Annotated in this window: 24 protein-coding genes; 3 read left to right on the forward strand and 21 right to left on the reverse strand. The window is 66.0% G+C overall.

What is annotated here, in order from left to right; genetic code table 11:
* Positions 1–71: 71 nt before the first annotated feature.
* From gcvPA to GGQ90_RS08300, 3 genes are all read left to right on the forward strand, one after another.
* Positions 72–1,430 carry an aminomethyl-transferring glycine dehydrogenase subunit GcvPA gene (gcvPA, locus tag GGQ90_RS08290; RefSeq protein WP_188081698.1) on the forward strand — a complete coding sequence of 453 codons (1,359 nt, stop codon included), beginning with the start codon at positions 72–74 and terminating at the stop codon, positions 1,428–1,430.
* Positions 1,427–2,998 carry an aminomethyl-transferring glycine dehydrogenase subunit GcvPB gene (gcvPB, locus tag GGQ90_RS08295; protein WP_188081699.1) on the forward strand — a complete coding sequence of 524 codons (1,572 nt, stop codon included), beginning with the start codon at positions 1,427–1,429 and terminating at the stop codon, positions 2,996–2,998. Before gcvPA ends, gcvPB begins: the two co-directional genes overlap by 4 nt.
* Before the next feature lie 73 nt (positions 2,999–3,071).
* Positions 3,072–3,716, forward strand: a complete 645-nt coding sequence (locus GGQ90_RS08300) for a DUF938 domain-containing protein (RefSeq protein WP_188081700.1) — start codon at positions 3,072–3,074, stop codon at positions 3,714–3,716.
* Positions 3,717–3,792: 76 nt separating this feature from the next.
* Here the strand turns inward: GGQ90_RS08300 and GGQ90_RS08305 are convergent, their stop codons facing one another.
* From GGQ90_RS08305 to GGQ90_RS08395, 21 genes are all read right to left on the reverse strand, one after another.
* Positions 3,793–4,944 carry a deoxyguanosinetriphosphate triphosphohydrolase gene (locus tag GGQ90_RS08305; RefSeq protein ID WP_188081701.1) on the reverse strand — a complete coding sequence of 384 codons (1,152 nt, stop codon included), beginning with the start codon at positions 4,942–4,944 and terminating at the stop codon, positions 3,793–3,795.
* A 9-nt stretch (positions 4,945–4,953) separates the two neighbouring features.
* On the reverse strand, positions 4,954–6,921 hold the full coding sequence (locus GGQ90_RS08310) for a tetratricopeptide repeat protein (RefSeq protein ID WP_188081702.1): 1,968 nt from the start codon (positions 6,919–6,921) through the stop codon (positions 4,954–4,956).
* Between the two features lie 96 nt (positions 6,922–7,017).
* Positions 7,018–7,170, reverse strand: coding sequence for a hypothetical protein (locus GGQ90_RS28975; RefSeq protein WP_223178158.1), 153 nt, complete (start codon positions 7,168–7,170; stop codon positions 7,018–7,020).
* A gap of 3 nt (positions 7,171–7,173) precedes the next feature.
* Positions 7,174–8,637 carry a cell division protein FtsZ gene (ftsZ, locus tag GGQ90_RS08315; protein ID WP_188081703.1) on the reverse strand — a complete coding sequence of 488 codons (1,464 nt, stop codon included), beginning with the start codon at positions 8,635–8,637 and terminating at the stop codon, positions 7,174–7,176.
* A gap of 108 nt (positions 8,638–8,745) precedes the next feature.
* On the reverse strand, positions 8,746–10,029 hold the full coding sequence (ftsA, locus tag GGQ90_RS08320; protein ID WP_188081704.1) for a cell division protein FtsA: 1,284 nt from the start codon (positions 10,027–10,029) through the stop codon (positions 8,746–8,748).
* 3 nt (positions 10,030–10,032) lie between these two features.
* Positions 10,033–11,007 carry a cell division protein FtsQ/DivIB gene (locus tag GGQ90_RS08325; protein ID WP_188081705.1) on the reverse strand — a complete coding sequence of 325 codons (975 nt, stop codon included), beginning with the start codon at positions 11,005–11,007 and terminating at the stop codon, positions 10,033–10,035.
* The gene (locus GGQ90_RS08330) at positions 11,000–11,956 is read right to left on the reverse strand and encodes a D-alanine--D-alanine ligase (RefSeq protein ID WP_188081706.1); all 957 of its coding nucleotides are present in this window, start codon (positions 11,954–11,956) and stop codon (positions 11,000–11,002) included. Before GGQ90_RS08330 ends, GGQ90_RS08325 begins: the two co-directional genes overlap by 8 nt.
* 154 nt (positions 11,957–12,110) lie before the next feature.
* Positions 12,111–13,037: a UDP-N-acetylmuramate dehydrogenase gene (murB, locus tag GGQ90_RS08335; protein WP_188081707.1), complete on the reverse strand. Its 927-nt coding sequence runs from the start codon at positions 13,035–13,037 to the stop codon at positions 12,111–12,113.
* A 5-nt stretch (positions 13,038–13,042) separates the two neighbouring features.
* Positions 13,043–13,240, reverse strand: coding sequence for a hypothetical protein (locus GGQ90_RS08340; RefSeq protein WP_004207957.1), 198 nt, complete (start codon positions 13,238–13,240; stop codon positions 13,043–13,045).
* On the reverse strand, positions 13,240–14,667 hold the full coding sequence (gene murC, locus GGQ90_RS08345; RefSeq protein WP_188081708.1) for a UDP-N-acetylmuramate--L-alanine ligase: 1,428 nt from the start codon (positions 14,665–14,667) through the stop codon (positions 13,240–13,242). Before murC ends, GGQ90_RS08340 begins: the two co-directional genes overlap by 1 nt.
* A complete protein-coding gene (locus GGQ90_RS29665) occupies positions 14,664–14,792 on the reverse strand; it encodes a hypothetical protein (protein WP_281391426.1) in 129 nt (42 codons plus the stop codon). Before GGQ90_RS29665 ends, murC begins: the two co-directional genes overlap by 4 nt.
* Positions 14,792–15,973 carry an undecaprenyldiphospho-muramoylpentapeptide beta-N-acetylglucosaminyltransferase gene (gene murG / locus GGQ90_RS08350; protein ID WP_188081709.1) on the reverse strand — a complete coding sequence of 394 codons (1,182 nt, stop codon included), beginning with the start codon at positions 15,971–15,973 and terminating at the stop codon, positions 14,792–14,794. Before murG ends, GGQ90_RS29665 begins: the two co-directional genes overlap by 1 nt.
* The gene (gene ftsW, locus GGQ90_RS08355; RefSeq protein WP_188081710.1) at positions 15,970–17,172 is read right to left on the reverse strand and encodes a putative lipid II flippase FtsW; all 1,203 of its coding nucleotides are present in this window, start codon (positions 17,170–17,172) and stop codon (positions 15,970–15,972) included. Before ftsW ends, murG begins: the two co-directional genes overlap by 4 nt.
* Before the next feature lie 62 nt (positions 17,173–17,234).
* Positions 17,235–18,548: a UDP-N-acetylmuramoyl-L-alanine--D-glutamate ligase gene (gene murD, locus GGQ90_RS08360; protein WP_188081711.1), complete on the reverse strand. Its 1,314-nt coding sequence runs from the start codon at positions 18,546–18,548 to the stop codon at positions 17,235–17,237.
* 4 nt (positions 18,549–18,552) lie between these two features.
* Positions 18,553–19,626 (reverse strand): phospho-N-acetylmuramoyl-pentapeptide-transferase, encoded by a 1,074-nt coding sequence (gene mraY / locus GGQ90_RS08365; RefSeq protein ID WP_188081712.1) that lies wholly within the window; start codon positions 19,624–19,626, stop codon positions 18,553–18,555.
* Complete coding sequence (locus GGQ90_RS08370) at positions 19,626–21,017, reverse strand: UDP-N-acetylmuramoyl-tripeptide--D-alanyl-D-alanine ligase (protein ID WP_188081713.1); 1,392 nt, start codon at positions 21,015–21,017, stop codon at positions 19,626–19,628. Before GGQ90_RS08370 ends, mraY begins: the two co-directional genes overlap by 1 nt.
* Positions 21,014–22,456, reverse strand: coding sequence for a UDP-N-acetylmuramoyl-L-alanyl-D-glutamate--2,6-diaminopimelate ligase (locus tag GGQ90_RS08375; protein ID WP_188081895.1), 1,443 nt, complete (start codon positions 22,454–22,456; stop codon positions 21,014–21,016). The genes GGQ90_RS08370 and GGQ90_RS08375 overlap by 4 nt, the downstream gene beginning before the upstream one ends.
* On the reverse strand, positions 22,456–24,159 hold the full coding sequence (locus tag GGQ90_RS08380) for a peptidoglycan D,D-transpeptidase FtsI family protein (protein WP_188081714.1): 1,704 nt from the start codon (positions 24,157–24,159) through the stop codon (positions 22,456–22,458). The genes GGQ90_RS08375 and GGQ90_RS08380 overlap by 1 nt, the downstream gene beginning before the upstream one ends.
* Entirely contained in the window at positions 24,159–24,812 is a 654-nt protein-coding gene (locus tag GGQ90_RS08385) for a colicin transporter (RefSeq protein ID WP_188081715.1), read from the reverse strand. Before GGQ90_RS08385 ends, GGQ90_RS08380 begins: the two co-directional genes overlap by 1 nt.
* On the reverse strand, positions 24,809–25,756 hold the full coding sequence (gene rsmH / locus GGQ90_RS08390) for a 16S rRNA (cytosine(1402)-N(4))-methyltransferase RsmH (RefSeq protein WP_188081716.1): 948 nt from the start codon (positions 25,754–25,756) through the stop codon (positions 24,809–24,811). The genes GGQ90_RS08385 and rsmH overlap by 4 nt, the downstream gene beginning before the upstream one ends.
* Complete coding sequence (locus GGQ90_RS08395; RefSeq protein ID WP_188081717.1) at positions 25,753–26,250, reverse strand: division/cell wall cluster transcriptional repressor MraZ; 498 nt, start codon at positions 26,248–26,250, stop codon at positions 25,753–25,755. The genes rsmH and GGQ90_RS08395 overlap by 4 nt, the downstream gene beginning before the upstream one ends.
* Between the last annotated feature and the right edge of the window lie 37 nt (positions 26,251–26,287).

Here is a 26,287-nt window from a genome sequence, read left to right on the forward strand (position 1 = left end):
CGACCCCCCCCTTGATCGGAGGCACGTGACTCCGATCAACCCTCCCTAATAGGGAGGAGGAGAAAAACGAAATGCGCTACCTACCCCTTACCGACACCGACCGGCAGGAAATGCTGTCGGTCATCGGCGCCGAGACGATCGACGACCTGTTCATCGACGTGCCCGTCGAAGCCCGCCTGAGCGGCACCATCGCCGGCCTGCCCGATCACGCCAGCGAACTGGCGGTCGAGCGCCACATGGGCGCCCTCGCACGCAAGAATCTGTCGGCAGGGGAAGCGCCCTTCTTCCTGGGCGCCGGCGCCTACAAGCATCATGTCCCCGCCAGCGTCGATCATCTGATCCAGCGCGGCGAGTTCCTGACCGCCTACACGCCCTATCAGCCGGAAATCGCGCAGGGCACGCTGCAAGTGCTGTTCGAATTCCAGACCCAGGTGGCTCGCCTGTTGGGCGTCGATGTCGCCAACGCCTCCATGTATGACGGCTCGACCGCCTGCTGGGAAGCGATCGGCATGGCCCGCCGCATCACCAAGCGCGGCAAGGCTTTGCTCTCGTCGGGCCTGCACCCCCATTATGTCTCGGTCGCCAACACCATGGCGAAGTTCACCGGCGACGCGCTGGTGCATCAGGCGCCGACCCTCGATGCCGCGACCGATATCGACGCGCTGATTGCATCGATCGACAAGGACACGTCCTGCGTCGTCGTCCAATATCCCGACATTCTCGGCCGCATCGCCGACCTGACCCCGCTGGCCGACGCCGCCCATGCTGTCGGCGCGCTGCTGGTCGCCGTGGTGACGGAACCTGTCGCTCTCGGCGCGATCAAGGCACCCGGCCATATGGGCGCGGACATCGTCGTGGGCGAAGGCCAGTCGATCGGCGTCGGCCTGCAGTTTGGCGGTCCCTATCTGGGCCTGTTCGGCTGCAAGCAGAAATATGTCCGCCAGATGCCGGGCCGCCTGTGCGGCGAGACGGTCGACGCGGCCGGCAAGCGCGGCTTCGTGCTGACGCTTTCCACCCGCGAGCAGCATATCCGCCGCGAAAAGGCGACGTCGAACATCTGCACCAACTCGGGTCTGTGCGCGCTGGCCTTCAGCATCCACATGACCCTGCTGGGCGAGAAGGGCCTGCGCGAGCTGGCGACCCTGAACCACGGCCTCGCCGTGCAGGCTGCCGATCGCCTCGCCAAGGTGCCGGGCGTGACCCTGCTCAACGACGGCTTCTTCAACGAATTCACGCTGGTCCTGACCAAGGATGCGCGCGATGTCGTCCGCAACCTCGCCGACAAGGGCGTGCTGGCGGGCGTCTCGCTCGGCCGCCTGTTCCCGGACGCGCCGGAGATCGGCAACGGCCTGGTCGTCGCCGTGACGGAAACCGTCACGCCGGAGGATATCGAAACCCTTGCCGCAGCGCTTGAGGAGGAACTGGCATGACCATGTTGAAGGAAGGTCGCCCGACCACCCCGCAGGCCGTCGAGGAAGAGCATATGGCCCCGCAAACCGCCACCGGCAATCGCGCGCTGATGCTGGAGGAAAAGCTGATCTTCGAGATCGGTTCGACCGACACCACGGGCGTCGATTTCGCCGACGCGCCCAAGGTGACCAGCCGCCTCGGTTCGCTCGCCCGCACCGACAGCATCGGCCTGCCCGGCCTGTCGGAGCAGGAAACGGTGCGCCATTACACCCGCCTGTCGCGTCAGAATTACGCCATCGACCTTGGCCTTTTCCCGCTCGGCAGCTGCACCATGAAGCACAACCCCCGCCTCAACGAAAAGGTCGCGCGGATGCCCGGTTTCGCCGACATCCATCCGCTGCAGCCGCAGTCGACGGTGCAGGGCGCGCTGGCCGTCATCCATGAACTTGCCCGGTGGCTGGTGACGCTGACCGGCATGCACTCGGTCGCCATGTCGCCCAAGGCCGGCGCCCATGGCGAACTCTGCGGCCTGCTGGCGATCCGCGCCGCGCTCGAAGCGCGTGGCGACGCGCGCAGCGTCATCCTCGTCCCCGAAAGCGCCCATGGCACCAACCCGGCGACGGCCGCCTTCTGCGGCTACAAGGTCGAGGATATCCCGGCGACCCCGGATGGTCGCGTCGACCTGGAAGCCTTGAAGGCGCGCCTTGGCCCGGACGTTGCGGCGGTGATGATCACCAACCCCAACACCTGCGGCCTGTTCGAGCGCGACATGAAGACGATCTCCGACGCGGTCCATGCCGCCGGGGCCTTCGTCTATTGCGACGGCGCGAACTTCAACGCCATTGTCGGCCGGGTCCGCCCCGGCGATCTGGGCGTCGACGCCATGCACATCAACCTGCACAAGACCTTCTCCACCCCCCATGGCGGCGGTGGTCCCGGTTCGGGTCCGGTCGTGCTGTCGGAAGCGCTCACGCCCTTCGCGCCTTTGCCTTTCGTCGAAAAGCAGGACGACAAGTTCGTACTGGTGGAAGAGGAAACGGCGGAGGATCACCACGCCCAGACCTTTGGCCGCATGGTCGCCTTCCATGGCCAGATGGGCATGTTCACCCGCGCGCTGACCTATATCCTCAGCCACGGCGCCGATGGTCTGCGCCAGGTCGCGAGCGACGCGGTGCTCAACGCCAATTACATCCTGCGCAGCCTGGATGACGTGCTGGATGCGCCCTTCGGCGGTGCCGGCCCGTGCATGCATGAGGCGCTGTTCAGCGACAAGGGCCTGGCCGAAGGCTTCACCACGCTCGACATCGCCAAAGGCCTGATCGACGAGGGCTTCCACCCGATGACCATGTATTTCCCGCTGGTCGTCCATGGCGCGATGCTGGTCGAACCCACCGAAACCGAAAGCAAGGCCGCGCTCGACCAGTTCATCATGGCGCTGCGCAGCCTGGCGGAGCGAGCCAAGGCGGGTGACGAGGCGCTGAAGGGCGCGCCCTATCACGCTCCGCGCCGTCGCCTCGACGAGACGCTGGCCGCGCGCAAGCCGGTGCTGACCTGGTCCGAACCGGACCTGGCGGTCGCCACCGAATAAGCCAGAAGCAAAGGGCGGTGGAGGGTCTCCACCGCCCTTTGCGTATCGGCCGGCCACAGACAAGGATTTGTCCATGACACAGGACGCCCCCGCACTCTGGACGCCGCAGGGTAACGGCCCCGATCCGCGCCGCCATGCCCCCGCGACGCTGCGCAACCGCGATGCGATTGCCGCTGTCCTGCGGGATGAACTGCCGGATGCCGGGCTGGTGCTGGAAGTGGCGAGCGGCAGCGGCGAACATATAGTCCACTTCGCCGTCACTTTCCCCGCGCTCGATTGGCAGCCGAGCGATCCCGATTCCGCCGCGCTGGCCTCGATCGCGGCGCTGCGGGGAGACGCCAATCTGCCCAATCTGCGCCCGCCGCTACTGCTCGACGCGGCTGGTGCCGACTGGCCGATCGATGCGGCCGACGCGGTCCTGTGCATCAACATGGTGCATATCAGCCCCTGGGGCGCGACGCTGGGGCTGCTGGCCAGTGGCGCGCAATTGCTGGCGCCGGGCGCACCGCTGATCCTCTACGGCCCCTATGTCGAGGATGATGTGCCGACCGCCCCCTCCAATCTGGCGTTCGACCGATCGCTGAAGGATCGCAACCCGCAATGGGGCCTGCGGAAGCTCACCGATGTCGATCAAGAGGCAGCCGGGTTCGGGCTTGAACGCACGCGCCGCGTGGCCATGCCGGCCAATAATCTCATGCTGATCTATCGCAGAAGATAGCGGATCGCCTCGCTCCAAGCGCCCATCTTGAGGCGGCTCCCCCGCCCCCATCCGGATAACCCTATATTCTTGCGGCCTAGACCAGCGCCCCGCAAATTTCGGCGTGGCGTTTTTCGGCATAGCGGTCGGTCATGCCGGCGATGAAGTCGGCGATGTGGCGGCTGCGGGTCGGTTCCTCCAGCGCGCACTCGTCGCGCCATTCGGGCGGCATCAGGCCGGGGTCGGCCAGATAAGCGCGAAACAGGTCCATCACGATCACCCGCGCCCGGTCGGCCGCAGCGAGCTGGTCGGGATGATGATAGAGGGTCGCATACATGAAGCGCTTCAAGTCGCGCTCCTGCGCCGCCAGTTCCGGCGAGAAGGCGACCAGCGTGCGGCCCAGCGCGCGGACATCGGCGACCGTCTCCACCCCGGCGGCCGCGATATTGGCGCAGGTGGTGGTGAGCAGGTCATTGGCCATCACGCCAATCTGTTCGCGCACCAGTTCGCGCAGCAGCCGGTCCTGCGGCACGTCGGGATAGCGGGCCGTCACCCGATCCCAGCAATGGCGCACCAGCGGCACGGTCAAAAGCTGTTCCAGGCTCAACAGCCCGGCGCGCAGGCCATCGTCAATGTCATGATTGTCATAGGCGATGTCGTCGGACAGCGCCGCCAGCTGCGCCTCCAGCGAGGCATGGCTAGTGAGATCCAGCGGGAACGTCGCGTCCAGCTCGCGCATCGCCCAGCCGGGCTTCGTCACCGGCCCATTATGCTTGGCCAGCCCCTCCAGCATTTCCCAGCTCAAATTGAGGCCACGAAAGCGCGGATAGGGGGAATCCAGCAGCATCAGCGTGCGCAGCGTGTGCGCATTATGATCGAAGCCGCCATGATCCTCCAGCGCCGCTTCCAGGGCATCCTCGCCGGCATGGCCGAAGGGCGGATGGCCGATATCATGGGCCAGGCACAGGGCCTCGGTCAGATCCTCGTTGAGGGCGAGCGTGCGGGCGATGGCGCGGCCGATCTGCGCCACCTCCAGGCTGTGGGTCATGCGCACGCGATAATGATCGCCGTCGGGCGACACGAAGACCTGCGTCTTGTGCCGCAGCCGGCGGAACGAGATCGAATGGATGATGCGGTCGCGGTCGCGCTGGAAAACGTCGCGCGGGCCGCGCATCTCGCCGCCCGGCTCGGCATGGAGCCGTCCCCGGCTCTGGTCGGGCTGAGAGGCGTAGGATGCGAGCATCGTCATGCGAACCCCTTATTTGCTTCCCAGCTTTTCGACCACTTCGCCCGCATCGCTCTGCCAGGCAAAGGCGTCGGCGCCGGCCTTCTTTAGGTCTGACTCGACTGCCCTGGCGCGGGTGAAGCTGGCGAAGGGACCGATCAGCAGGCGGGAAGTCTGGCCCCAGCTCGCGCTCCATCCATCCTGCGGTGCGACCGCTTCATATTTGCCGCGCAGCCGCTTCATGGTGAAGGCCAGCGCGCTCTTTTGCCCGGTGCCGATCTGCACCCAGTTGCGCGCGGGATTAGCAGCCAGCCGCTTCTTTTCCTCGGCTTCCTTCTTCGCCTTCGCGTCAGCTTCCGCCTTGGCCTTGGCGACCGCTGCCTTCTTCGCCTTGTCGGCCTCCGCCTGGCGCGCGGCCGCGCGGCGGGCGGCCTGCAGCTTTTCGACCTCGGCCAGGTCAACCGCGACCACGTCCGAGCGGCGCTCGCTGTCGGGCACGTCGATGGCGTGGATGATGTCGGCGAGGCTCCGGGTCGCCTCCGGGCTCGGCGGCGGCGCAGCGCTATCGGCCGGCGGCGTGAATTCGGTGGCGACGGGTGCCGATGGCGTCGGCGCGGGCGGCGTGCCCTGCGGCCCGGGCGGGGTCACGCCCGACGCCTGAGCAAGGGCGCTCGAATTGAGCTGCGAGGCAGTGCTCGGCTGGCTGGTGGTCAGTGCTGGCGCGGTCGAGCGCGGTGCGCCGCCGTCGAGCGCGTCGAGGCCCGGCGCCGGCGGCCCCTGCACATCGGCCGATGCGCTGCGGACCGGGGCGGGAGACGGCGCTGGTGTCGGTGCCGAGGTCGGTGCTGGCGTCTGGGTCGTCGCCTGACCGGGCACCGGCTGCACTATCTCCGAACGCGCGCTCTGGCTCGACGTCGGCTGGACGACCGGCTGGCGTCCGCGCGTGTCGGCGGGCAGCGGCTGGACGGTTGCGGGCGCGGGCGTCGGCGTGGGGGCAGCGGGCTGCGTGGCTTGTGCAGCCACCTGCGTCCGGCTCTGGGTCGGCGCGGGCTGGCTGGCAGAAGGCTGGCTGGCGGCGGGCGTGCCGAGCGGCGCGCGCGCCAGCGACGTGCCGCGCTGCCGGCCACTGCCGTTGCGGGTCGTGCGGCGATCCCCCTGGACCGGGGCGGTCGAAGCGGCGGCCACCGGCGCGGCATCGCGCGACGCCAGTTGGACGCCCGGCGCCGGCGGCGTCGGCACGATCGGCGTGATGCTGGTCGCGACCACCTGCGGGAAATGGCCGAAATGGACCGCAGCCGCCTTCTGCGCCGCCGTCAGATAGGGCATTTTCTGCATATAGGGGTTGATGGCGCTCGCCAGCTGGGCCGGCATGGTCTGGTCGACCACCTTCTTGGCCTCCGCCTGGCGGTTGTTCATCGCCAGGATGAAGGCATTATAGCGCCAGGCGGCCCGGTCGCTCTTGTAGAGCAGCGGCTGCAGCACCTTGTCTGCAGCCTCGACCTGCCCCGAAATGCCGAGCGATGCGGCGTAGCGGCGCACCAGTTCGGCATCGTCCGGGGTGCGTTGCAGGGCGGCATGATAATCGCGCTGCGCCCCGGCCTGGTCGCCGGTCATGTCGCGCGCAAGGCCACGGTCGCCCTGGATGCTCGCTTCGGGATAGCCAGCACGGGTCGCCTGGTCGAACAGGCGCAGCGCCTCGGCGGGGTTCTGCATCTTCAGCATGACCCGGCCCAGGCCCGCCTTGGTGCGTCCATTATTGGGCTGGATCGCGTCGGCGCGGGCAAAGAAACCCGCTGCCGCGCGGGCATCGTCCAGCTCCAGCGCGGCTTCGCCTGCCCCCACCAATGCGTTGAAATCGCGTGGATTGGTGGCCAGCTTCGCCAAATTATTGTTGAGGTCCGCGGCGCCCGAGGGCCGGACCAGATCGGCCTGGTCGGTTTGCGCCTGCGCAGCCGTGGCAAGAAGCAGGCTGCCGAGAATCCATAGATGAGATCGTGTCACATGGCCCCCTTAGAGCCTGATCGTTTGAGGAGGAAGCGCTTCGCGCTTCAGCCGATAACGTGAATCAGGCTCTACTCGATGATTTCAGACCTTGATTCACGCTTCGGGCTGATTCAGCCCGAAGCGATCAAGGTCTAGCGGATCGCGGAAGTAATGGGAAATGACCTGCACAAAAAAGCGCGCCGGGTCGCCCGAAGCGACCGACGGCGCGCCTTTGGCAGGCCGGCGCGGGCATTCGCCCGCATGCAAGCCTTACTGGTTGTTCTGGCGATTGAGGAAGCGCGGAATGTCGAGACCCTGCGCGCCATCATCGGCACCCGGTGCCTTTTCGCTGCCGCGAGTGAGGCCCGCCATGCGTTCGAACAGCGTGCCGCCGGAGGCAACGCGCGGCGCCGCCTGGGCCGGCTTGGGCGCAGCATCCGGTGCCGCCGGTTCTGCGGCTTCCGCGCCCAGCAGCAGTTCATCCTGCGACGGATCTTCGTCGGAGAAGACAGCAGCCGGACGGCTCGGCGCGAAGGCCGGCGGCGAAAGCGGAGCCGCCGGCTTTTCTGCGGCAGGCTGTGCCAGCGGTGCCGGTGCCGGCACTTCCGGCACGTCCAGTTCCAGCGCCTCGGGTTCCGCCACCGGTGCAACGGCGACCGGGGCCGGCGCAGCAACCGGCGCGGCACGCGGCGCCGACTGCGGCACGGAAACCGCCGGACGGCTGGCAAAGCTGAACGGCTGGGTCAGCGGCGCGGCCTGGCTGCCGACATCATTGTCGATGCCGGTCGCGACCACGGAGACCCGGATCTTGCCATTGAGCTGGTCGTTGAACGCCGAACCCCAGATGATGTTCGCGTCCGGATCGACCAGTTCGCGGATATGGTTGGCGGCCTCGTCGACCTCCATCAGGCGCATGTCCTCGCCACCGACGATCGACACGATCACCCCCTTGGCGCCGCGCATCGACACGCCGTCGAGCAGCGGGTTGGCGATCGCCTTTTCCGCGGCCTGGAGCGCACGGCCGTCGCCTTCGGCTTCACCGGTGCCCATCATCGCCTTGCCCATTTCGCCCATCACCGAACGGACGTCGGCAAAGTCGAGGTTGATGAGGCCCGGCATGATCATCAGGTCGGTGATCGAGCGCACACCCTGCTGCAGTACCTCGTCCGCCATCTGGAACGCTTCCTTGAAGGTCGTGTTCGGGTTGGCGATCAGGAACAGATTCTGGTTCGGGATGACGATCAGCGTGTCGACATGCTTCTGCAGCTCGTCGATGCCGCTTTCCGCCGACTTCATGCGGCGATTGCCCTCAAAGGTGAAGGGCTTGGTCACGACGCCGACGGTCAGGATGCCCTTTTCACGCGCAGCCTTGGCGATGACCGGGGCCGCACCGGTGCCGGTGCCGCCGCCCATGCCGGCGGTGATGAAGCACATATGGGCGCCTTCCAGCGCCTGTTCGACGGTGATGATCGTTTCCTCGGCCGCCGCGCGACCGATTTCGGGGCGCGAACCGGCACCCAGACCCTCGGTGATCTGCGGGCCAAGCTGAATGCGCCGTTCGGCCGGCGAGGCATTCAGCGCCTGCGCATCGGTATTGGCGACGATGAAGTCGACGCCCTCGACACTGGCCGCGATCATATTCGCAATGGCGTTACCGCCTGCACCGCCAACGCCTATCACCGCAATGCGTGGCTTCAATTCATCCACATGCGGCGGGCTGATCTCGATGCTCATATACTTTGCTCCCTCAGCTTCCTCGTCAGGAAGTGACAACCGTCATCAATTGTTAACACCAGAAAATAGAGTATTTCACCAGCTATTTTCGTTCTCGTACAAATTCACTCAGTAATTGGTCCGCATCGCCCGCATCATGCGCTGCCACCATTGCGGGGCGCCCAGACGATGCACGGTTTGCGGTGCGGGCGCCATCGCCCTTAGATCAACCGGGTTCGAAGCGCCGTAAAGCGCCAAGCCGGCCAAAGTTGCGAAGGCCGGGCCACTATGCGCTTCGGGCATGGCAGACAAGCCGCGCGGACGGCCGACCCGCACTGCACGCCCCAGCGCGCCCTGGGCATAGTCGGCAATACCCTTCATCTCCGCCCCGCCGCCGGTCAGCACGACCTGGCGCCCGGTGCTGTTGAAGCCCATGCCGGCCAGCACCGCGTTAACCTCGGCCATGATCTGGTTAAGCCGTTCACAGATGACCCCGACCAAAGCGGCGCGGGTGATCTTGCCCCCTTCCGCATTGGGTCCGGCGCTCTGCCCCGGAATGGCGACATCGCCATGGGGCGTCGCGATCTCGATCATCTCGCGGAAGTCGCGGCGGTTCTGCATCGCCGAACCATAGAAGCATTTGATCCGTTCCGCCTGGCTGCGGCGGATGCCGAAGGCCGAAGCGATATCGTCGGTAATGTCGGACGCGCCCATCGGGATCGAATGCAGCCCCACCAGCATGCCGCCGGCATAGAGCGAGACATTGGTGACCCCTGCCCCCATCTCGACCAGCGCCACGCCCAGGTCGCGCTCCTCTTCCGACAGGCAGGCAAGCCCCGTCGCGATCGGCGAGGCGACGATCGAATTGACGTTGAGGTAAGCGCCACGCACGCACAGGTCGAGATTGGCGAGCGGCGCGCCATCGGCCAGCACGACATGGATATCGACGCCCAGCAAATCGGCATGCATGCCCAGCGGCTTCTTCACCGGCACCTTGCCATTGATGGTGAAGCAGGTCGGCTGGGCGTGCAGGATGATGCGGCCATCGGGGTCGATCCCCTGCTGGCCGGTGGTCAGCAGATCATCGATGTCCGACTGCTCGACGCGATAGCCGCCCATGTCGCGCTCGACCGTGACGACGTCGCTGACCAGGCTGCCGCCCGAGAAGCTGACCCAGACATCCTCGATATTGGTGCCGGCGACACGCTCGGCCTGTTCCACCGTCTCGCGCACGGCCAGTTCGGTGCGCTCCATGTCGGCGATGAAGCCACGGCGCACGCCCCGGCTCTCGCGCTGACCGGTGCCCAGGATCGCCAGCTCACCCGTATCGGTGCGCCCCGCAATCAGCGCGGACACCTTCCACGATCCGATATCGATCGCGGTGATGAGCTTTTCGACCTTGGGCTGTGCCATGACTTAGCCTTCCTCGCCTGCGGCAGGCGCACTTGCGGTCTTTTCCGCCTTGGCATCCGCCGCTGCCGGCCTGTTGCCCGGATTCTCGCTGGTCTGGCCCTGCGGCAGACGCAGCACGAAACGATCGGGATCGCGCATGTCGAATTTGACGATCCCCCGGCCGAGCAGCCGGTTGACGCCGTCCATCCGCGCGAAATTCACCAGTGCTGCCGCCGATGTCTGTTCGCCCTCGGGCAGCGACAGCGTCTCCCCCGACTGAAAGCGCAAATCCCAGCGACGGTTCCCGACCCAGGTCGCGCCAGCCAGCATCGGCTTCAAGGCCGGCGCGCTTTCCATCAGCTTGTTGAGGCCGGCGGTCTGGAGATTGGCGCTGGGGCCGACCACCAGCGGCAGGTCCGGCATCGCGCCGGCCGACACCGATTGCAGCACTACGCCCGCCACGTCGATCAGATGCAATTGTCCATCATGCTGCCACACCGCGACCGGATCACGCTCTACGATATCGACGACCAGCGTGTCGGGCAGACGGCGGGAAATGCGCGCATCCTTGACCCAGCCAAGCTTCAGCATTTCCTGACGGACCTTAGGCAGGTCGAGCGAGAGCATCGAGCGATCGACCTGGCCGAGCGCGATATTATAGACCGGCATCTCGTCCATCCGCTCGACGCCGCGCACCTCGACCTTCTCCACCTCGAAACCGGCGCGCGCGGCCAGGCTCGCCGCCTGCTGGCGCGCCATGTCGGGCAGGCCGGCATAGATGGCGATGGCGATCAATATGCCACCGAAGATCGCGAAAATGGCCCAGGTCGCCAGCTTCTGGAGCGTATCCTCGCTGATCGGCAGCAGTTCGAGCAGCCGATCGAAGGAGGATTGGCGCTTGAGCTGGCGGCCACGGCCCGATCCGGCCTTGGCGCGCACCTTGCCCCGCGCCGTGCTCAGCCGCGCCGTGCCGCCGCGCCGGATCCGTGCCTCAGCCATTGCCAGCCCCCATGTTCGGTCCCCTCGTCAACGCTTCCTCGCAGATCCGCTCGACCAGCTCGGCATAGTCGATGCCCAGCTTTTTCGCCTGCTCCGGCACCAGGCTCAAGGGGGTCATGCCCGGCTGGGTATTGACCTCCAGCAGGTAAAGCCCCTCGACGCCCTGGCTGTCGTCCCAGCGGAAGTCGGAGCGCGACGCGCCCTTGCAGCCAAGCAGCTGGTGCGCCTCGAGCGCGATCGCCTTGCATGCCTGCGTGATCTCGTCCGGTATCTCCGCCGGGCAGACATGTTCGGTCATGCCGTCGGTATATTTGGCGTCGAAATCATAGAAGCCGCTCTTGGGGCGCAACTCGGTGACGAGCAGCGCCTCATCGCCCAGCACGGCGGTGGTCAGCTCGCGCCCGCGAATATAGGGTTCGGCCAGCAGTTCGAGAAATTCCTGCCAGGGGCCGACGCTGTCACGGGCAATGGGATTGCCATAATTGCCCTCGGCCGTGACGATCGCGACACCGACCGAGCTGCCCTCATTGACGGGCTTCAGAACATAGGGGCGCGGCAGCGGATCGCCGGCGTACAGGCTCTCGCTCGTCACGATATGGCCGCCGGGCATGGGGATGCCGTGCGGCACCAGCGCCTGCTTGGTCAGTTGCTTGTCGATCGCGATGACCGAGGTGGCAAGGCCGCTATGGGTGTAGGTAAGGCCCATCAGGTCCATCATGCCCTGCACCGTGCCATCCTCGCCCGGCACGCCATGCAGCGCGTTGAACACCACGTCCGCCCCGGTTTCGGCCAGGCGCGCGGCGACGTTGCGATCCATGTCGATCCGCGTGACCCGATGCCCGCGCGATTCCAGCGCCTTGGCCACGCCCTCGCCGCTCGACAGCGACACCGGCCGCTCCGCCGACCAGCCGCCCATCAATACGGCGACATGCCAGGGACCACGGCTCATGCGTAATACTCCAGATCAATTCCAATATTCGTCATCCCAGCGAAGGCTGGGATCTCATTGTCTTCACCGACAATGAAAGAAGGGAAGTGAGATGGCGAAGCGAGTCCCGTGCCTCGCTTTGCCCTTCGCTGGCATGACGGAAGAAATTCACCGATCACTTCGCCAACCCCACGGCATCTCTGTTTGCGCCGTCGGCAAACATGCCGACACGCTGGATTTCCCATTCCAGCTCGACGCCGCTCTTTTCCTTGACGCGGCGGCGGACTTCCTCGCCCAGCGCTTCGATGTCGGCGCTGGTGGCGTCGCCGGTGTTGAGCAGGAAGTTGGTGTGCTTCTCGCTCACCTGCGCGCCGCCCAGCGCGAGGCCGCGACAGCCCGCTTCATCGACCAGCGCCCAGGCCTTGTGCCCTTCGGGATTCTTGAAGGTCGATCCGCCGGTCTTGCTGCGCAGCGGCTGGCTTTCCTCGCGCGCGGTGGCGATGCGGTCCATTTCTGCCTGGATCGCGGCTGGTTCGCCGGGTTCGCCCCGGAAGGTGGCCGACACGACAACCGCGCCGTCGACCATGTTGGAATGGCGATAGCTGTAATGAAGATCGCGGTTGAGCAGGGTCACCTGCTCCCCCGAACGCAGCACGACTTCGCATTCGACCAATATGTCGGCAGTCTCGCGGCCATAGGCACCGCCATTCATCCGCACGAAGCCGCCGACCGTGCCGGGGATGGAACGGAGAAATTCGAGACCGGCAATGCCGGCATCCCGCGCGGTCGAGGAGACAAGGATGCCCGACGCACCGCCACCGCAGACCAGCGTAGTGGCGTCCAGCGCCTCCACCTTGGCGAAGGGCTTGCCCAGGCGCACGACCACGCCCGGCACACCGCCATCGCGAACGATCATGTTGGAGCCAAGGCCCAGCGCCATCACCGGCATCGCCGGACCGAGCATGGCCAGGAAATCGGACAGGTCGTCGGTGTCCTTGGGCTCGAACAGCCATTGCGCCGCCCCGCCCGCCTTGAACCAGACGAGCGGTGCCAGCGGCGCATCGGCCTTGAGCGCGCCGCGAACGGCCGGGAGAGAAGCCATCACCGTCAACCGCGCACGCCCCAGAGATTCATCCAGCTCTTCATCGCCTTCATGCCCGCCTCGCCGGCCTGATGCGCGGCCATGCCGGTCTGCACCTGCTTCTGCGCCGCCTCGACCATGTCGCGCGCGACTTCCACGCCCTGCATCTGCATGTCGATCATGCGCTTCTGCATTTCGAGGCCGACATTGAAGAGCTCGAACATCAGGCGGTTTCCTTGACCTTGGCGGTGACCCCAGCGGACAGGCCCGCCGCCCATTTGGTGATGTCGCCGGCCCCCAGGCAGATGATCATGTCATCAGCCTGGACATCGGCGGCGATGACGCGGGCGAGATCGTCCGCATCGGCGACGGTGGCGGCGTTGCGATGGCCGCGACGCTTGAGCCCGGCGACCAGCCCCGCGCTGTCGACATCCTCGATCGGCTGCTCGCCGGCGGTATAGACCGGCGCGGCATAAACGATGTCGGCATCGTTGAAGGCCTGCTGGAAATCATCCATCAGGTCGCGCAGGCGGGTGAAGCGATGCGGCTGGACGACGGCGATCACCCGGCCCTTGGCACCTTCGCGGGCGGCGGCGAGCACCGCCCTGATCTCGACCGGATGGTGGCCATAATCGTCGATGACGGTGGCGACACCTGCCCCGGCCGGGATTTCGCCGACCTTGGTGAAGCGGCGCTTCACGCCGCCGAACTTGGCGAAGCCGGTCTGGATGGTCGCGTCGTCGATGCCCATCTGCAACGCCACGCCGATCGCCGCCATGGCGTTCAGCACATTGTGGCGGCCCGGCATCGGCATTTCGATCCCCTCGATCCGGCGGGTCGCGCCGTCGCGTTCGCGGATCTGGACGTCGAAGCGATTGCCGCCGGGCACCGGCTGGACATTCTCGCCGCGAATATCGGCCTGGGCGGAGAAGCCATAGGTGACGATGCGGCGGTCCTGCACACGCGGCAGGATGGCCTGCACCTCGGGATGGTCGAGGCAGAGCATCGCCGCGCCATAGAAGGGCACATTCTCGACAAACTCGACAAAGGCGTCCTTCACCGCGTCGAAGCTGCCATAATGGTCGAGATGTTCGGGATCGATATTGGTCACGACCGCGATCGTGCCGTCGAGGCGCAGGAAGCTGCCGTCGCTCTCATCGGCTTCCACGACCATCCAGTCGCTGTTGCCCAGGCGCGCGTTGGAGCCATAGCTGTTGATGATGCCGCCGTTGATGACGGTCGGATCGACCCCGCCCGCATCCAGCAGCGCCGCGACCATCGAGGTGGTCGTGGTCTTGCCATGGGTGCCGGCGATGGCGACCGTGGACTTAAGGCGCATCAGTTCGGCCAGCATTTCCGCGCGGCGGATCACCGGTACGCGATTTTCCAGCGCCAGTTCCACTTCCGGATTGCCGCGCTTGATCGCGGTCGAGGTGACGACCACGGCGGCATCGCCCAGATTTTCGGCCTTGTGGCCGATCATCACCTTGATGCCCTTGGCGCGCAGCCCTTCCACGACATAGCCTTCGGCGACGTCGGATCCTTGAACCTTGTAACCCAGATTATGCATGACTTCGGCGATACCGGACATGCCGATGCCGCCAATGCCGATGAAATGGATCGTGCCGATGTCGGTGCCGACACCCTTCATGCGTTTAACTCCGAAACAACACCGTCATCCCAGCGAAAGCTGGGATCTCTCTTTTCTTCAAGAGCGACGGAGACAGAAGAAGTGAGATGCCAGCCTTCGCTGGCATGACGGAAGAGGGATGCCATCAGGCCGGCACCCCCTGCAAATTGAGCGTGGTCGGCGTGGGGCCGACACGAAGCGGGTCATTCATGATCGGCGCGGGGCCGATGCTTTCGAGCAGGTCGGCCATGTCGCGCGCCGCATCCGGGCGGCCACAGGCACGGGCGCGCTTGGCGGCATTTTGCAGGGCGCCGGGTTCCAGCGCCATCTTCTGCATCTGCTTGGCCAGTTCCACGGCGGTGAAGCGCGACTGGGTTATGGTGCGGGCGCCGCCAGCCTCGGTCATCTCGCGCGCATTGGCGGTCTGGTGATCGTCCATGGCGCTGGGCAGCGGCACCAGGATGGCGGGACGGCCGGCACAGGTCAGCTCGGCCAGGGTCGATGCCCCTGCCCGCGCGATCATCAGGTGCGACCAGCCCAGCTTTTCGGGCACGTCGTTGAAATAGGTGGCGAGATCGGCCGGGATTTCCATCTCGGCATAGGTGGCACGCACCCGCTCGATATCCTCGGCCCGGCACTGCTGCGTCACCTGAAGGCGGCGGCGCAGCGCGATCGGCAGCATCGACAGCCCTTCGGGCACGACGCTCGACAGGATGCTCGCCCCCTGACTGCCGCCGATCACCAGCACGCGGAACACGCTCTCATCGGTCAGCGCGGGAAATTCCTCGTCGCGCAGCGCCTTCACTTCCTCGCGCACCGGATTGCCGACCAGATGCACCTTGCCGGCATATTTGTCCTTGAGGCGCTCGACCACCGGATAGGCGGTGGCGATCGCGTCGACCCGGCCGGCGAGCAGGCGGTTGACCCGGCCCAGCACCGCATTCTGTTCATGGATTGCGGTCGGTATGCCGTCGGCCAGCGCGCCCAGCAGTGCAGGCATGGCGGGATAGCCGCCAAAGCCGACCACGGCAGTCGGCTTGAACGTGTCGTTGAGCCGACGGGCCATCGCCCGGCCGGCCAGGATCGCCTTCAAGGCGCCGGGCCAGCTCGCCGGATTCTTGGTCATGCGTCCCGCGGGCATGACATGGACCTGAGCCCGGTTTTCTGGGGCCTTGTCGAAGATGCCTGGGATCTTGGCGCCGCGTTCATCGGTGACGAGGGCGACATGATGGCCGCGCGCCATCAGCTCCTCTGCCACCGCATGCGCGGGAATCATATGACCACCCGTCCCGCCGGCGGCGAGGACGAAGTGACGGGAAATGCTCATCGACCACTCCATTTGACGACCGTGTGCCGACCCATGAAGGGGTTGCGCCGCGTGAATGCGAGCAGCAGGCCGACGCCGATACAAAGCGCCAGCATAGAGGAGCCACCGTAGCTGATAAAGGGCAGCGTCATACCCTTGGACGGAAAAATCTGCGCATTGACGCCCATATTGATGATCGCCTGCAGTCCGAACTGGGTGGTGAGGCCGGCGGCGGCGAAGATGGTGAAATTATCCTCCTCATCCAGCAGGCGCAGCAGCACGCGCACGATGATCGCCAGATAGACGCAGGCGATGGCGATGCAGGCCAACAGCCCGAACTCCTCGCCGATCACCGAGAAAATATAGTCGGTATGCGCTTCGGGCAGGCGGAACTTGTTCTGGCCGCCGCCCGGCCCGACGCCGGTGAAGCCGCCATGGGTGATGGTTCGAAAGGCCAGGTCCGTCTGGTCCGGGCCGGTGTCCATCTGGACGCCGATGCCCAGGAAGTCGTTGATGCGCTGGCGGCCATTTTCATAGAACATGTAGACCGCGACCAGTCCGGCCAGCGCCAGCCCGCCCAGCATGGCGATCCAGCGCATTTCGAGGCCCGAGAGCATCAGCAGCACGCCCCAGCAGGCGAGGAAGATGACCGTCTGGCCAAAGTCCGGCTGCTTCATCAGGATTGCCGCGATCAGCAGCGTCATGGCCCCGGTCAGCGGCATCACAGGCAGGCTCTGATCCTTCGCACGCAGCGACAGCAGCCAGGCCAGCGTCACCACATAGACCGGCTTCAGGAACTCCGAAGGCTGGAAGCGGAAGCCCGGCAGGTCGATCCAGCGCTTGGCGCCGTTCACGGTGGAACCGAGCAGCGGCACGAACAGCAGCATCAGGAAGAAGAAGACAGCCAGGAAGATCGCCAGCCGCCGCGCCTGTGGCCGGGGCAGCATGGAGATGACCAGCATGATCGGCAGGCCGATGAACACCCAGATCAGCTGGCGATAGAAATAGATGAGCGGATTGACCGCCACCTGCGCGGTCGAACGATCGATCGCGGCCACCGGCGATGCGGCAGCCACGGCGACCAGCCCGATCGCCATCAGCGCGACGATCAGCGACAGCAGCACCCGGTCGATTTCCCAGAACCAGATGGCCAGCGCGGTACGCTCGCGCGGCACGGTGCGGGTCTTGAAGCCCTTCACCAGTTCGCCCGCCCTGAACATACCTTTCCGTCCCTCGCTATCCATCCCGTTGCCCCCGATCGCCCTGTCTATTCCAGTGCGTTCTATTCCAGCGCGTTCACGGCCGCGGCAAAGGCATCGCCGCGCGCCTCGAAATCCCGGAACTGGTCGAAACTGGCGCAGGCCGGCGACAGCAGCACGACATCGCCCGGCTGGGCGATGCGCGCGGCGCGACGGACGGCGGCGCTCAGCATCTCGCTGTCATCGACCGCCATGTGCGGCCGCAGCAGGTCGGCAAACATGTGCCCCGCCTCACCGATGGTGTAGGCATGGGCGATATTGCCATAATAAGGCGCGCATTCGTCCAGATTGTCGGACTTGGCGACGCCGCCCAAAATCCAGTGGATGCGGGGCTTGCCATCCTTCGCCGGCCAGGCGCCCAGCGCCGGGGCGGTCGAGGCGGCATTGGTCGCCTTGCTATCATTGACGTAGAGCACGCCATTATGCGTTCCCACCGCCTGCATCCGGTGCGGCAGGCTGGCATAGCTGGCGAGCGCCGCCATGATGGTCGCGTCGTCGATGCCCAACGCCCGGCCGACCGCGATCGCGACGGCGGCATTCTGTGCATTGTGCGGCCCCTGCAGCGACGGCCAGCCAAGCTGAGCCTCCGGATCGATATCGGCGGCTTTCACTTCGCGCAGTTGCGCCGGGGCCGATGCGGCAATGCCGCGGCTCGGCTCATCCTCGGTCGCGATCACGGCAACATGATCGGCCGACTGCATCGCAAACAATCGCGCCTTCGACGCGACATAACCTGCAAAGCCATTGTAGCGATCAAGATGGTCGGGCGTGATGTTGAGCAGCACCGCGACGTCGCAGTCGAGGCTGTGGGTCAGGTCGATCTGGTAGCTCGACAGTTCCAGCACATAGACGCCCACGCCGTGCAGGTTCGGCTCCAGCGGCGGCTGGCTCAGGATCGGCAGGCCGATATTGCCGCCCATCACTGTGGGATAGCCCGCCTGTTCGATGATATGATGGATCAGCGCCGTGGTGGTCGACTTGCCGTTGGTGCCGCTGATGCCGACGACCTTGTGCGGCGGCAGCGTCGGCCGGGCGAGCGCGAACAGTTCGATGTCGCCGATGATCGGCACGCCGGCGATCTTGGCACGCATGGCGATGGGGTGACGGTTCAGCGGCACGCCCGGCGACACGACGATGCCGTCGAAACCGGCCAGGTCGATCTCCATCGGGTCACCCAGTTCCGCCTTGTCGGCGACGGCCGCCCGCGCTTCCTCGCGACTGTCCCAGGCGACGACACGCGCGCCGCTGGCGACGAGCGTCTCGACCGTGGCGAGCCCCGAACGGGCCAGCCCCAATACGGCGTAGGTCTTCCCCTTGAAGGCCTGCGAAACGATCATCCGCTTACCTCAGCTTCAGCGTGGCGAGGCCGGCGAGCGCCAGCACGAAGGAGATGATCCAGAAGCGGATCACCACGGTCGGTTCGGCCCAGCCAAGCTGTTCGAAATGATGGTGGATCGGTGCCATCTTGAACACGCGCCTGCCGGTCCGCTTGTAGAAGAAGACCTGGATGATGACCGACAGCGCCTCGACCACGAACAGGCCGCCGACGACACCCAGCACGATTTCATGATGGGCGGTGACCGCAATCACGCCGATCGTGCCGCCCAGCGCGAGCGAGCCAGTGTCCCCCATGAAGACGGCGGCGGGCGGCGCGTTGAACCACAGGAAGGCCAGCCCCGCCCCGATGATCGCGCCGCACAGGATGGTGAGGTTGCCCGCACCCGGCACATGCGGGATGCCAAGATAGTTGGCGAAGTCGGCACGACCGACGAGATAGACGATCGCCATGAAGGCCATGCAGGCGATGATGACCGGCATGGTGGCCAGGCCGTCAAGCCCGTCGGTCAGGTTCACCGCATTGCCGAAAGCAACGATGACGAAGGCCGCGAACAGGAAGTAGAACGGCCCAAGCTCGATCGCCGGCCCATTGTAGAAGGGCACGTAGAGCGCGGTATTGCCATGCTGGTTGACGATCATCCAGGCAGCGAAACCGGCGATCAGGAATTCGAACAGCAGGCGCATCCTGGCCGACAGCCCCTTGTGGCTGGCCTTGGTCACCTTGTCATAATCGTCGAGGAAGCCGATTGCGCCGAAGCCCAGCGTGACGAACAGACAGGCCCAGACATAGGTGGAGGACAGGTCCATCCACAGCAGCACCGATATGACCATGGAGGTCAGGATCATCAGCCCGCCCATGGTCGGCGTGCCGCGCTTGGCAAGATGACTCTGCGGCCCGTCGCTGCGGATCGGCTGGCCCTTGCCCTGGCGCACGCGCAGCCAGCCGATGAATTTGGGGCCGATGACGAGGCCGATGATCAGCGCGGTCGCGATCGCCGCGCCCGCCCGGAAGGACAGGTAGCGGATAAGGTTGAAGGCCCCCGCAAAATCCAGGGTCTGGGCAAGCCAGTAGAGCATCAGTCTTTATCTCCGTCGCGGGCGGCATCGCCAAGGGCGGCGACCAGGCGGGACAGCCCGATGCCATTGGAGCCCTTGACCAGGATCGCGTCACCCGCGCGCATTTCCTTGTTGATCAGATCGGTGGCCGACGCGGCGTCGGGCACATGGGCGAAGGCGACGAGCCCCCCAAGGGCGTCGGCCAGCGGGGCCATCTCCTCGCCCACCAAAATCGCATAGTCGACGCCATTCTCGCTCAACGGTTGCGAGAGTGCGGCGTGCAGTTCGGTGCTGCGGCTGCCCAGTTCGCGCATGCCGCCCAGCACGGCGATGCGGCGGTCGGCCTGCTCCCGGCCGAGCTGCTTGAGGGTCGCCGCCATGCTGAGCGGATTGGCGTTATAGCTTTCGTCGATCAGCAGCGCCTCTCCGCCCGCCACCGGCAGGATGCGGCGCTCGCCACGGCCGGGCAGGCCGGGCATTTCCGCCAGTGCCAGACCGGCGACAGCCAGATCGCCGCCCAGCGCCTCGACCGCGGCCAGCACGGCAAGTGCATTGGATACCCAATGCTCGCCCGGCGCCCCGACGGTGAAACAGAGTTCCGCGCCGGGCAGCCCCGCCGTGACCAGCGTGCCGCCGCCCGGCGCCGGCACGGTATCGCGCACGAAAATATCCGCCTCCGGGCTGAAGCCGAAGGTCAGGATATGATCGGCATGACGCTCCGCCTTGCCATAGAGGGTAGCGACATGCGGGCTGTCATAGGGAATGATCGCGGTGCCGCCCGGCTCCACCCCCTCGAAAATCTCGGCCTTGGCCTCGGCGATCTTTTCCTCGGTGCCGAAAAATTCGATATGAGCGGGGGCGATGGCGGTGACGATCGCGACATGGGGGCGCACCTGGCGCGTCAGCGCGGCCAGTTCGCCGGCATGGTTCATGCCCATTTCGAACACGCCATAGGCTGCGTCGCGCGGCATCCGCGCCAGGCTGAGCGGTACGCCGACATGGTTGTTATAGCTTTTGACCGAACGGTGGACGCCCCCTGGGCACACCCGATCAAGCGCCAGGAACAGGGCTTCCTTGGTCCCTGTCTTGCCGACCGATCCTGTCACGCCGATGATCTTCGCACCGCTGCGCTTGCGCGACGCGCGGCCCAGCGCTTCCAGCGCGGCGGCGCTATCGGGCACCAGCACATGGGGATGATCGACCGGCTCGCTGACGATCGCGCCCGCCGCGCCCTGAGCAAAGGCCTTGTCGATGAACTTGTGGCCGTCGGTGGTTTCGCCCTTCATCGCGACGAACAGATCGCCCACGCCCACCTCGCGACTGTCGAAGGCGACGCCCGAAACGGCGAACGGCGCCGACACGGCGCCGCCCGTAGCTGCTGCGATCTCGGCCGAGGTCCAGAGATCGCTCACCCCGCGCACTCCCGGGCCACGGTGACATCGTCAAAGGGTAGCACCCGGTTGCCGATGATCTGGCCCTGCTCATGCCCCTTGCCGGCGAGCAGGACGATATCGTCGCCCCCTGCCTGACCGATGGCGGCGGCGATCGCCGCGCGGCGCCCGCCAATTTCCTCCGCCCCCGGCGCGCCCGCCATCACGGCGGCGCGGATCGCGGAGGGTTCCTCCGAACGGGGATTGTCGTCGGTGACGATCACATGGTCGGCCAGGTCCGCCGCCACCTTGCCCATCAGCGGGCGCTTGCCCGCGTCGCGATCGCCGCCGGCGCCAAACAGGGCAATCAGCCTGCCTTTGGTATGGGGGCGCAGCGCCTCGATCGCGGCGCGCAGGCCGTCGGGCGTATGGGCATAGTCGACATAAACGGGGGCACCCGCCCTGCTGATGACCGCGCGTTCCAGACGGCCGCGCACCGGCTGGACCCGACCCAGCAATTCCAGCACCTTGGCGGTGTCGCCGCCGGTCGCGATGACGAGGCCGGCCGCCGTCAGCGCATTGGCCGCCTGATAGGCGCCGATCAGCGGCAGATTGACCTTGTAGAGCTTGCCGTCGGCTTCGATTTCCAGCGTCTGGCCCAACTGGGTCGGGGTGCGGTTGGCAAGACGCAGTGCCTGCCCCTGCACCCCGACGCTCAGCACACGAAGCCCCCGCTTCGTAGCCCGCTGGATCGCCTTGTCCGACCATTCATCGTCGGCCCAGATGACGGCGGCGCCGCCATCACCCACGACTTCGTCGAACAGGCGCATCTTGGCGTCGAAATAGCTATCCATGTCGCCATGATAATCGAGATGATCGCGCGACAGGTTGGTGAAGGCGCCGGCCGCAACCGGCAGGCCTTCGGTGCGATACTGGTCAAGGCCATGGCTCGACGCCTCGAACGCGGCATGAGTGATGCCCTCGCGCTTGAGGCCCGACATGTTGGCGAGGAAGGTGACGATGTCCGGCGTGGTGAGGCCGGTCGACACCTGATCGACCGAGGTGGTGACGCCTAGCGTGCCGATCGAGGCCGACTTGTGGCCCAGCATCCGCCACAGCTGGCGCGCCAGTTCGACCGTGCTGGTCTTGCCATTGGTGCCGGTGACGGCGACGGTCACATCGGGGAATGGCGCGAAATAGCGCGCGGCCAGTTGCGCGAACAGGCGGCGGGGATTGGCGTCGGCGATATGCACCGCGCCCTCGACCTTCGCCTCCGGCCGGGCCACGACCGCAACCGCGCCGGCCTTTACCGCGTCGGCAATGAAATCCTCGCCATTGACGCGCAGCCCCTGAAAGGCACCAAAGATGGTGCCCGGCGCGACCTTGCGATTGTCGATGGCAAAACCCGTCACGGACGTGTCGAGGCCGGTGCTGCCACCGACCTCGACGCCCAGCTCCTCGATTAGCGACCCGAGGCGCATCACTCTGTCTCCTTGTCGCCGTGCAACAGCGGCATCAAATCCGAAATATCCACGTCCCGCCGCTCGTCCGGCATTACGCCAAGCATCGGCCCGGTGCGCTCCACCACCCGCTTCACCACCGGCGCCGCCGTCCATGCAGCGGTGCGCAGGCCATATTGGCCCGTCGCCTCGTCCATCGTGACGAGAACCACATAACGGGGATTGTCCATCGGGAAGGCGGAAGCGAAAGTCGTCACCAGCGAAGTCTTGTTGTAGCGCCCTTCCTGGGGCTTTTCAGCGGAACCCGTCTTGCCGCCCACCCGGAATCCCTTGGCGTCGGCGCTACGCCCTGTACCCGCCGACACGATCATCCGCAACAGCTGGCGCATGCGCGCGCTGGTCGCAGCGGAAAAGACACGGCGCCCTTCGGGCACTTCGTCGGCCTTGAGCTTGCGGATCGTCGCCGGGCGCCAGATGCCGCCATTGACCAGCGCTGCATAGGCGGCCGCCAGATGCAGCGGCGTCACCGCAATGCCATGGCCATAAGAGGTCGTCATGCTGGTGATGCGCCCCCAGCTGGACGGCCAGATGCCCTTGGCACGCTCATTGAACTCGATCGGCGAGCGCTGGTCGAAATCCAGGTTTCGAAACAGCTTCTGCAGCGGCGCCGCGCCCATCTCGTCAGCAATCCGCGCGGTGCCGATGTTGGAGCTGTGAACCAGGATTTCCGGCACGTTGATCCAGCGGCCGAGCGAGTGATCGTCCTTGATGCGAAAACCGGCGACCGCCAGCGGCGCGGTCGCGTCATAGCGCTTGCTCATCGACGTCACGACACCCGCATCCATGGCCGCCGCGATCGACAGCGGCTTGAACGCCGAACCCAGCTCATAGCGGGCCTGCACCATATGGTTGCAGAGCGGCGATTCGGAGCAGCGCTTGCCGGCATAATTCTGGAGTTTGTTGGGATCGAACACCGGGATCGAGGCCATGGCGATCACTTCGCCGGTATTGACGTCCATGATGATGCCGCCCGCGCCCTTGGCCCGGGTCTGGACCAGCTGGGCATAAAGCTCGCTCTCCAGCGCGCCCTGCACCCGGCTGTCGATCGACATGGCAAAAGGCTTGCTGCGCTGCGCCGGGTCGATCATCCGATCGTTGAACGCGGCCTCCACGCCCATGCCGCCCGTGCCCTCGGCATTGGGGGCAAAGCCCAGCACATGCGCGGCCAGTGTGCGCTGCGGATAGAGCCGCTCCTTTTCGCGCGGGAATTCGATGCCGATCTCGCCCAGCGCATTCACCGCCGCGACTTCCTCGGGCAGCGCGCGCCGGCGCAGATAGGCCCAACCACGCCCGGTCAGCTTCTTGGCGAAGACCGCTTCGGACTCGTCCGGGAAGATTTCATGCAGCTTGCGCGCCAGTTCGTCAGGATCGCCGATCAGTTTTGAAGGCCGCACGGCGATCGAATAGGCATCCATGGTGCGCGCCAGCGGCACGCCATTACGGTCCACGATATCGGCGCGCGCCGGCGTAAAGCCCGACAAACCATCGCCGTTGCCCGTGCCGCTTGCGAAAATACCGACCCAGGTCAGCCGCAGGATCAGCACGGCCGTGATCATCATGAACAGGATCAGCAGCAGCATCAGGCGATTATGGGCAATCGCCGTCAGACTGACCCGCTGTCGCCCGGCGCGGGCTCCACCCGGCTGGACGATGATCGTGGCCATCAGCGCGCTCCCTTCCGTTCGCGCGCCGCCCGAGCGCTCAGATCACCCATGGTACTGTCGTCCAGCAGCTTGGCGTCGAGCATCGCCATACGCTCGGCCCGCCGCGCGACCGGATTGGGCCGCGACACATCACCATCCACCTTGGCGCGCTGTTCGGCCAGCTTCACCGGCGCGGCGGGCTTGGCCAGCTTCTCGACATTGTCGGCGGCATGGGCCTCGCGAATCACGGCGATGTCGCTGCGGATCTGGCTGGCGGCGGGACTGGCCGGCGCGGCCTGTGGCGCGGACGGCAGGTCAGCCGGGGTCTCCACCATCGCCACCATCACCGGCGGCGCGACATAGTCGGGGCCATTGGGCTGGACGCCATCCAGATGCGCCAGCGCCTGTTCGCCCGCCAGATACTGACCGGCGGTCGGCGTCGCATACATGAAATCGTCCTGGTTCCAGCGCTCCAGCTGACGCATGCTGGCACGCGCGCTGAACTCTGTTTCCAGATAGCGGATATCGCCGCGCGCCTGCGCGATCTGCATCCGTACCCGCATCACGTCATTGCGCTCGGTCGCAACCTTGAGCGACACGAGATAGGCGCCCAGCGCACCCAGCGCGACCAGCAACACCCAGATCAGGCTCTGCAATCTCTTGACCGCGATCATGGCCGGGCACTCCGATGGGCATTGGCAACAGGGGCGCTAGTCCGCACGGCGCTGCGCAGGGTGGCGGAACGGGCACGCGGATTGCGCGCCAGCTCCGCTTCGCCCGGCTTCACCGCCTTGGCCGGTTTTTCGAACGCGGGCGCAGCATCTGCCTTTTTCTCAGGCAAATGACGCGATCCACCCGCCTCGCTGCCGCTGCGCTTGCGCAGGAACTGCTTGACGATGCGATCCTCCAGACTGTGGAAGGTCACGATCGCAAGGCGGCCACCCGGCTCCAGCAGCGCTTCCGCCGCTTCGAGCGCGCGTTCCAGTTCCTCCAGTTCGCGATTCACATGGATGCGGATCGCCTGAAAGGTGCGGGTCGACGGATCTTTCTTGTCATGCGGCTTGTAGCCCAGCGCCCGGCGCACCACGGCGGCGAGCTGACCGGTCCGCTCCAGCGGGCGCGCATCGACGATGGCACGGGCGACCCGGCGCGAACGCGGCTCCTCGCCATAGCGATAGATGACGTCGGCAATATCCTCTTCCGCGGCAGTATTGAGGAAATCGGCCGCGCTAATGCCACCCTGGCTCATCGTCATGTCCAGCGGACCGTCGGACTGGAAGGAAAAGCCGCGCTCGGGCCGATCAAGCTGCATCGACGACACGCCGATATCCAGCGTGATGCCCGACACGCTGCCGACGCCACGCTCGGCCAGCAGCTCTTCCATCCGCGAAAATTCGCCGGGGATCAGGGTAATGCCCTTTTCATCGGCGAGCGCCTGTCCTTCCCGGATCGCATCGGGGTCGCGATCAAAGGCAAAGACCTGCGCGCCAGCGGCGGCCATGGCACTGGAATAACCGCCCGCGCCAAAGGTGCCGTCGACATGCCGCTCGCCCGGGGTAATGGCGAGCGCATCGAGCACTTCGGTCAGGAGGACAGGGATATGCGGCGCGGCGCTCACTTGCCGCCCTCCGCTGCGCGCTGTTCCAGCCAGCGACGCACCTTGTTGCGGATCAGCGCCGGGCGATCCGGACTTTCGACCAGCGCCTCGGGCTTCCAGATCTGGAAATAACGGCCAACGCCATAGAAGAACACGACGTCGGTGATACCAGCCTCTTCCTTGATATCGGGGTGCAGGAAGAAGCGGCCACCCTCGTCGAAATTCACGTCTTCGATCGTGCCCAGGCGATTCTCGCGCTCCAGGTCACCGTTGAAGGGGCGATTGGCGGCGCGCGCCTCGCGCTCCAGCTCATTCACTTCCTCGAACAGGAACAGCTTGTGGGACAGGCCGAAGCCGGTGGCGCAGCCATTGTCCATATGAACCGAGAGACACAGGCGGTTTTCGCCACCACTGCCCAGCTTCACCTGGCGGCGCATCTCCAGGGGCAGCACGAAACGGCCCTTGCCGTCCGCGACGCTGAACGCGTTGCCCGAATAGAGAATGACATCCGACACGCTGGAAATTCGCCCCTTTTAAGCAGGGCGCAGGCTT

It is taken from the genome of Sphingobium scionense, from assembly GCF_014197035.1.
GTDB lineage: Bacteria > Pseudomonadota > Alphaproteobacteria > Sphingomonadales > Sphingomonadaceae > Sphingobium > Sphingobium scionense.

What these genes read in the sequence shown, in the direction of transcription:
- gcvPA (WP_188081698.1), top strand. Translation starts at nt 72, where the DNA reads ATGCGCTACCTACCCCTTACCGACACCGACCGGCAGGAAATGCTGTCG.
- gcvPB (WP_188081699.1), top strand. Translation starts at nt 1,427, where the DNA reads ATGACCATGTTGAAGGAAGGTCGCCCGACCACCCCGCAGGCCGTCGAG.
- GGQ90_RS08300 (WP_188081700.1), top strand. Translation starts at nt 3,072, where the DNA reads ATGACACAGGACGCCCCCGCACTCTGGACGCCGCAGGGTAACGGCCCC.
- GGQ90_RS08305 (WP_188081701.1), bottom strand. Translation starts at nt 4,944, where the DNA reads ATGACGATGCTCGCATCCTACGCCTCTCAGCCCGACCAGAGCCGGGGA.
- ftsZ (WP_188081703.1), bottom strand. Translation starts at nt 8,637, where the DNA reads ATGAGCATCGAGATCAGCCCGCCGCATGTGGATGAATTGAAGCCACGC.
- ftsA (WP_188081704.1), bottom strand. Translation starts at nt 10,029, where the DNA reads ATGGCACAGCCCAAGGTCGAAAAGCTCATCACCGCGATCGATATCGGA.
- GGQ90_RS08325 (WP_188081705.1), bottom strand. Translation starts at nt 11,007, where the DNA reads ATGGCTGAGGCACGGATCCGGCGCGGCGGCACGGCGCGGCTGAGCACG.
- GGQ90_RS08330 (WP_188081706.1), bottom strand. Translation starts at nt 11,956, where the DNA reads ATGAGCCGTGGTCCCTGGCATGTCGCCGTATTGATGGGCGGCTGGTCG.
- murB (WP_188081707.1), bottom strand. Translation starts at nt 13,037, where the DNA reads ATGGCTTCTCTCCCGGCCGTTCGCGGCGCGCTCAAGGCCGATGCGCCG.
- GGQ90_RS08340 (WP_004207957.1), bottom strand. Translation starts at nt 13,240, where the DNA reads ATGTTCGAGCTCTTCAATGTCGGCCTCGAAATGCAGAAGCGCATGATC.
- murC (WP_188081708.1), bottom strand. Translation starts at nt 14,667, where the DNA reads ATGAAGGGTGTCGGCACCGACATCGGCACGATCCATTTCATCGGCATT.
- GGQ90_RS29665 (WP_281391426.1), bottom strand. Translation starts at nt 14,792, where the DNA reads ATGGCATCCCTCTTCCGTCATGCCAGCGAAGGCTGGCATCTCACTTCT.
- murG (WP_188081709.1), bottom strand. Translation starts at nt 15,973, where the DNA reads ATGAGCATTTCCCGTCACTTCGTCCTCGCCGCCGGCGGGACGGGTGGT.
- ftsW (WP_188081710.1), bottom strand. Translation starts at nt 17,172, where the DNA reads ATGTTCAGGGCGGGCGAACTGGTGAAGGGCTTCAAGACCCGCACCGTG.
- murD (WP_188081711.1), bottom strand. Translation starts at nt 18,548, where the DNA reads ATGATCGTTTCGCAGGCCTTCAAGGGGAAGACCTACGCCGTATTGGGG.
- mraY (WP_188081712.1), bottom strand. Translation starts at nt 19,626, where the DNA reads ATGCTCTACTGGCTTGCCCAGACCCTGGATTTTGCGGGGGCCTTCAAC.
- GGQ90_RS08375 (WP_188081895.1), bottom strand. Translation starts at nt 22,456, where the DNA reads ATGCGCCTCGGGTCGCTAATCGAGGAGCTGGGCGTCGAGGTCGGTGGC.
- GGQ90_RS08380 (WP_188081714.1), bottom strand. Translation starts at nt 24,159, where the DNA reads ATGGCCACGATCATCGTCCAGCCGGGTGGAGCCCGCGCCGGGCGACAG.
- GGQ90_RS08385 (WP_188081715.1), bottom strand. Translation starts at nt 24,812, where the DNA reads ATGATCGCGGTCAAGAGATTGCAGAGCCTGATCTGGGTGTTGCTGGTC.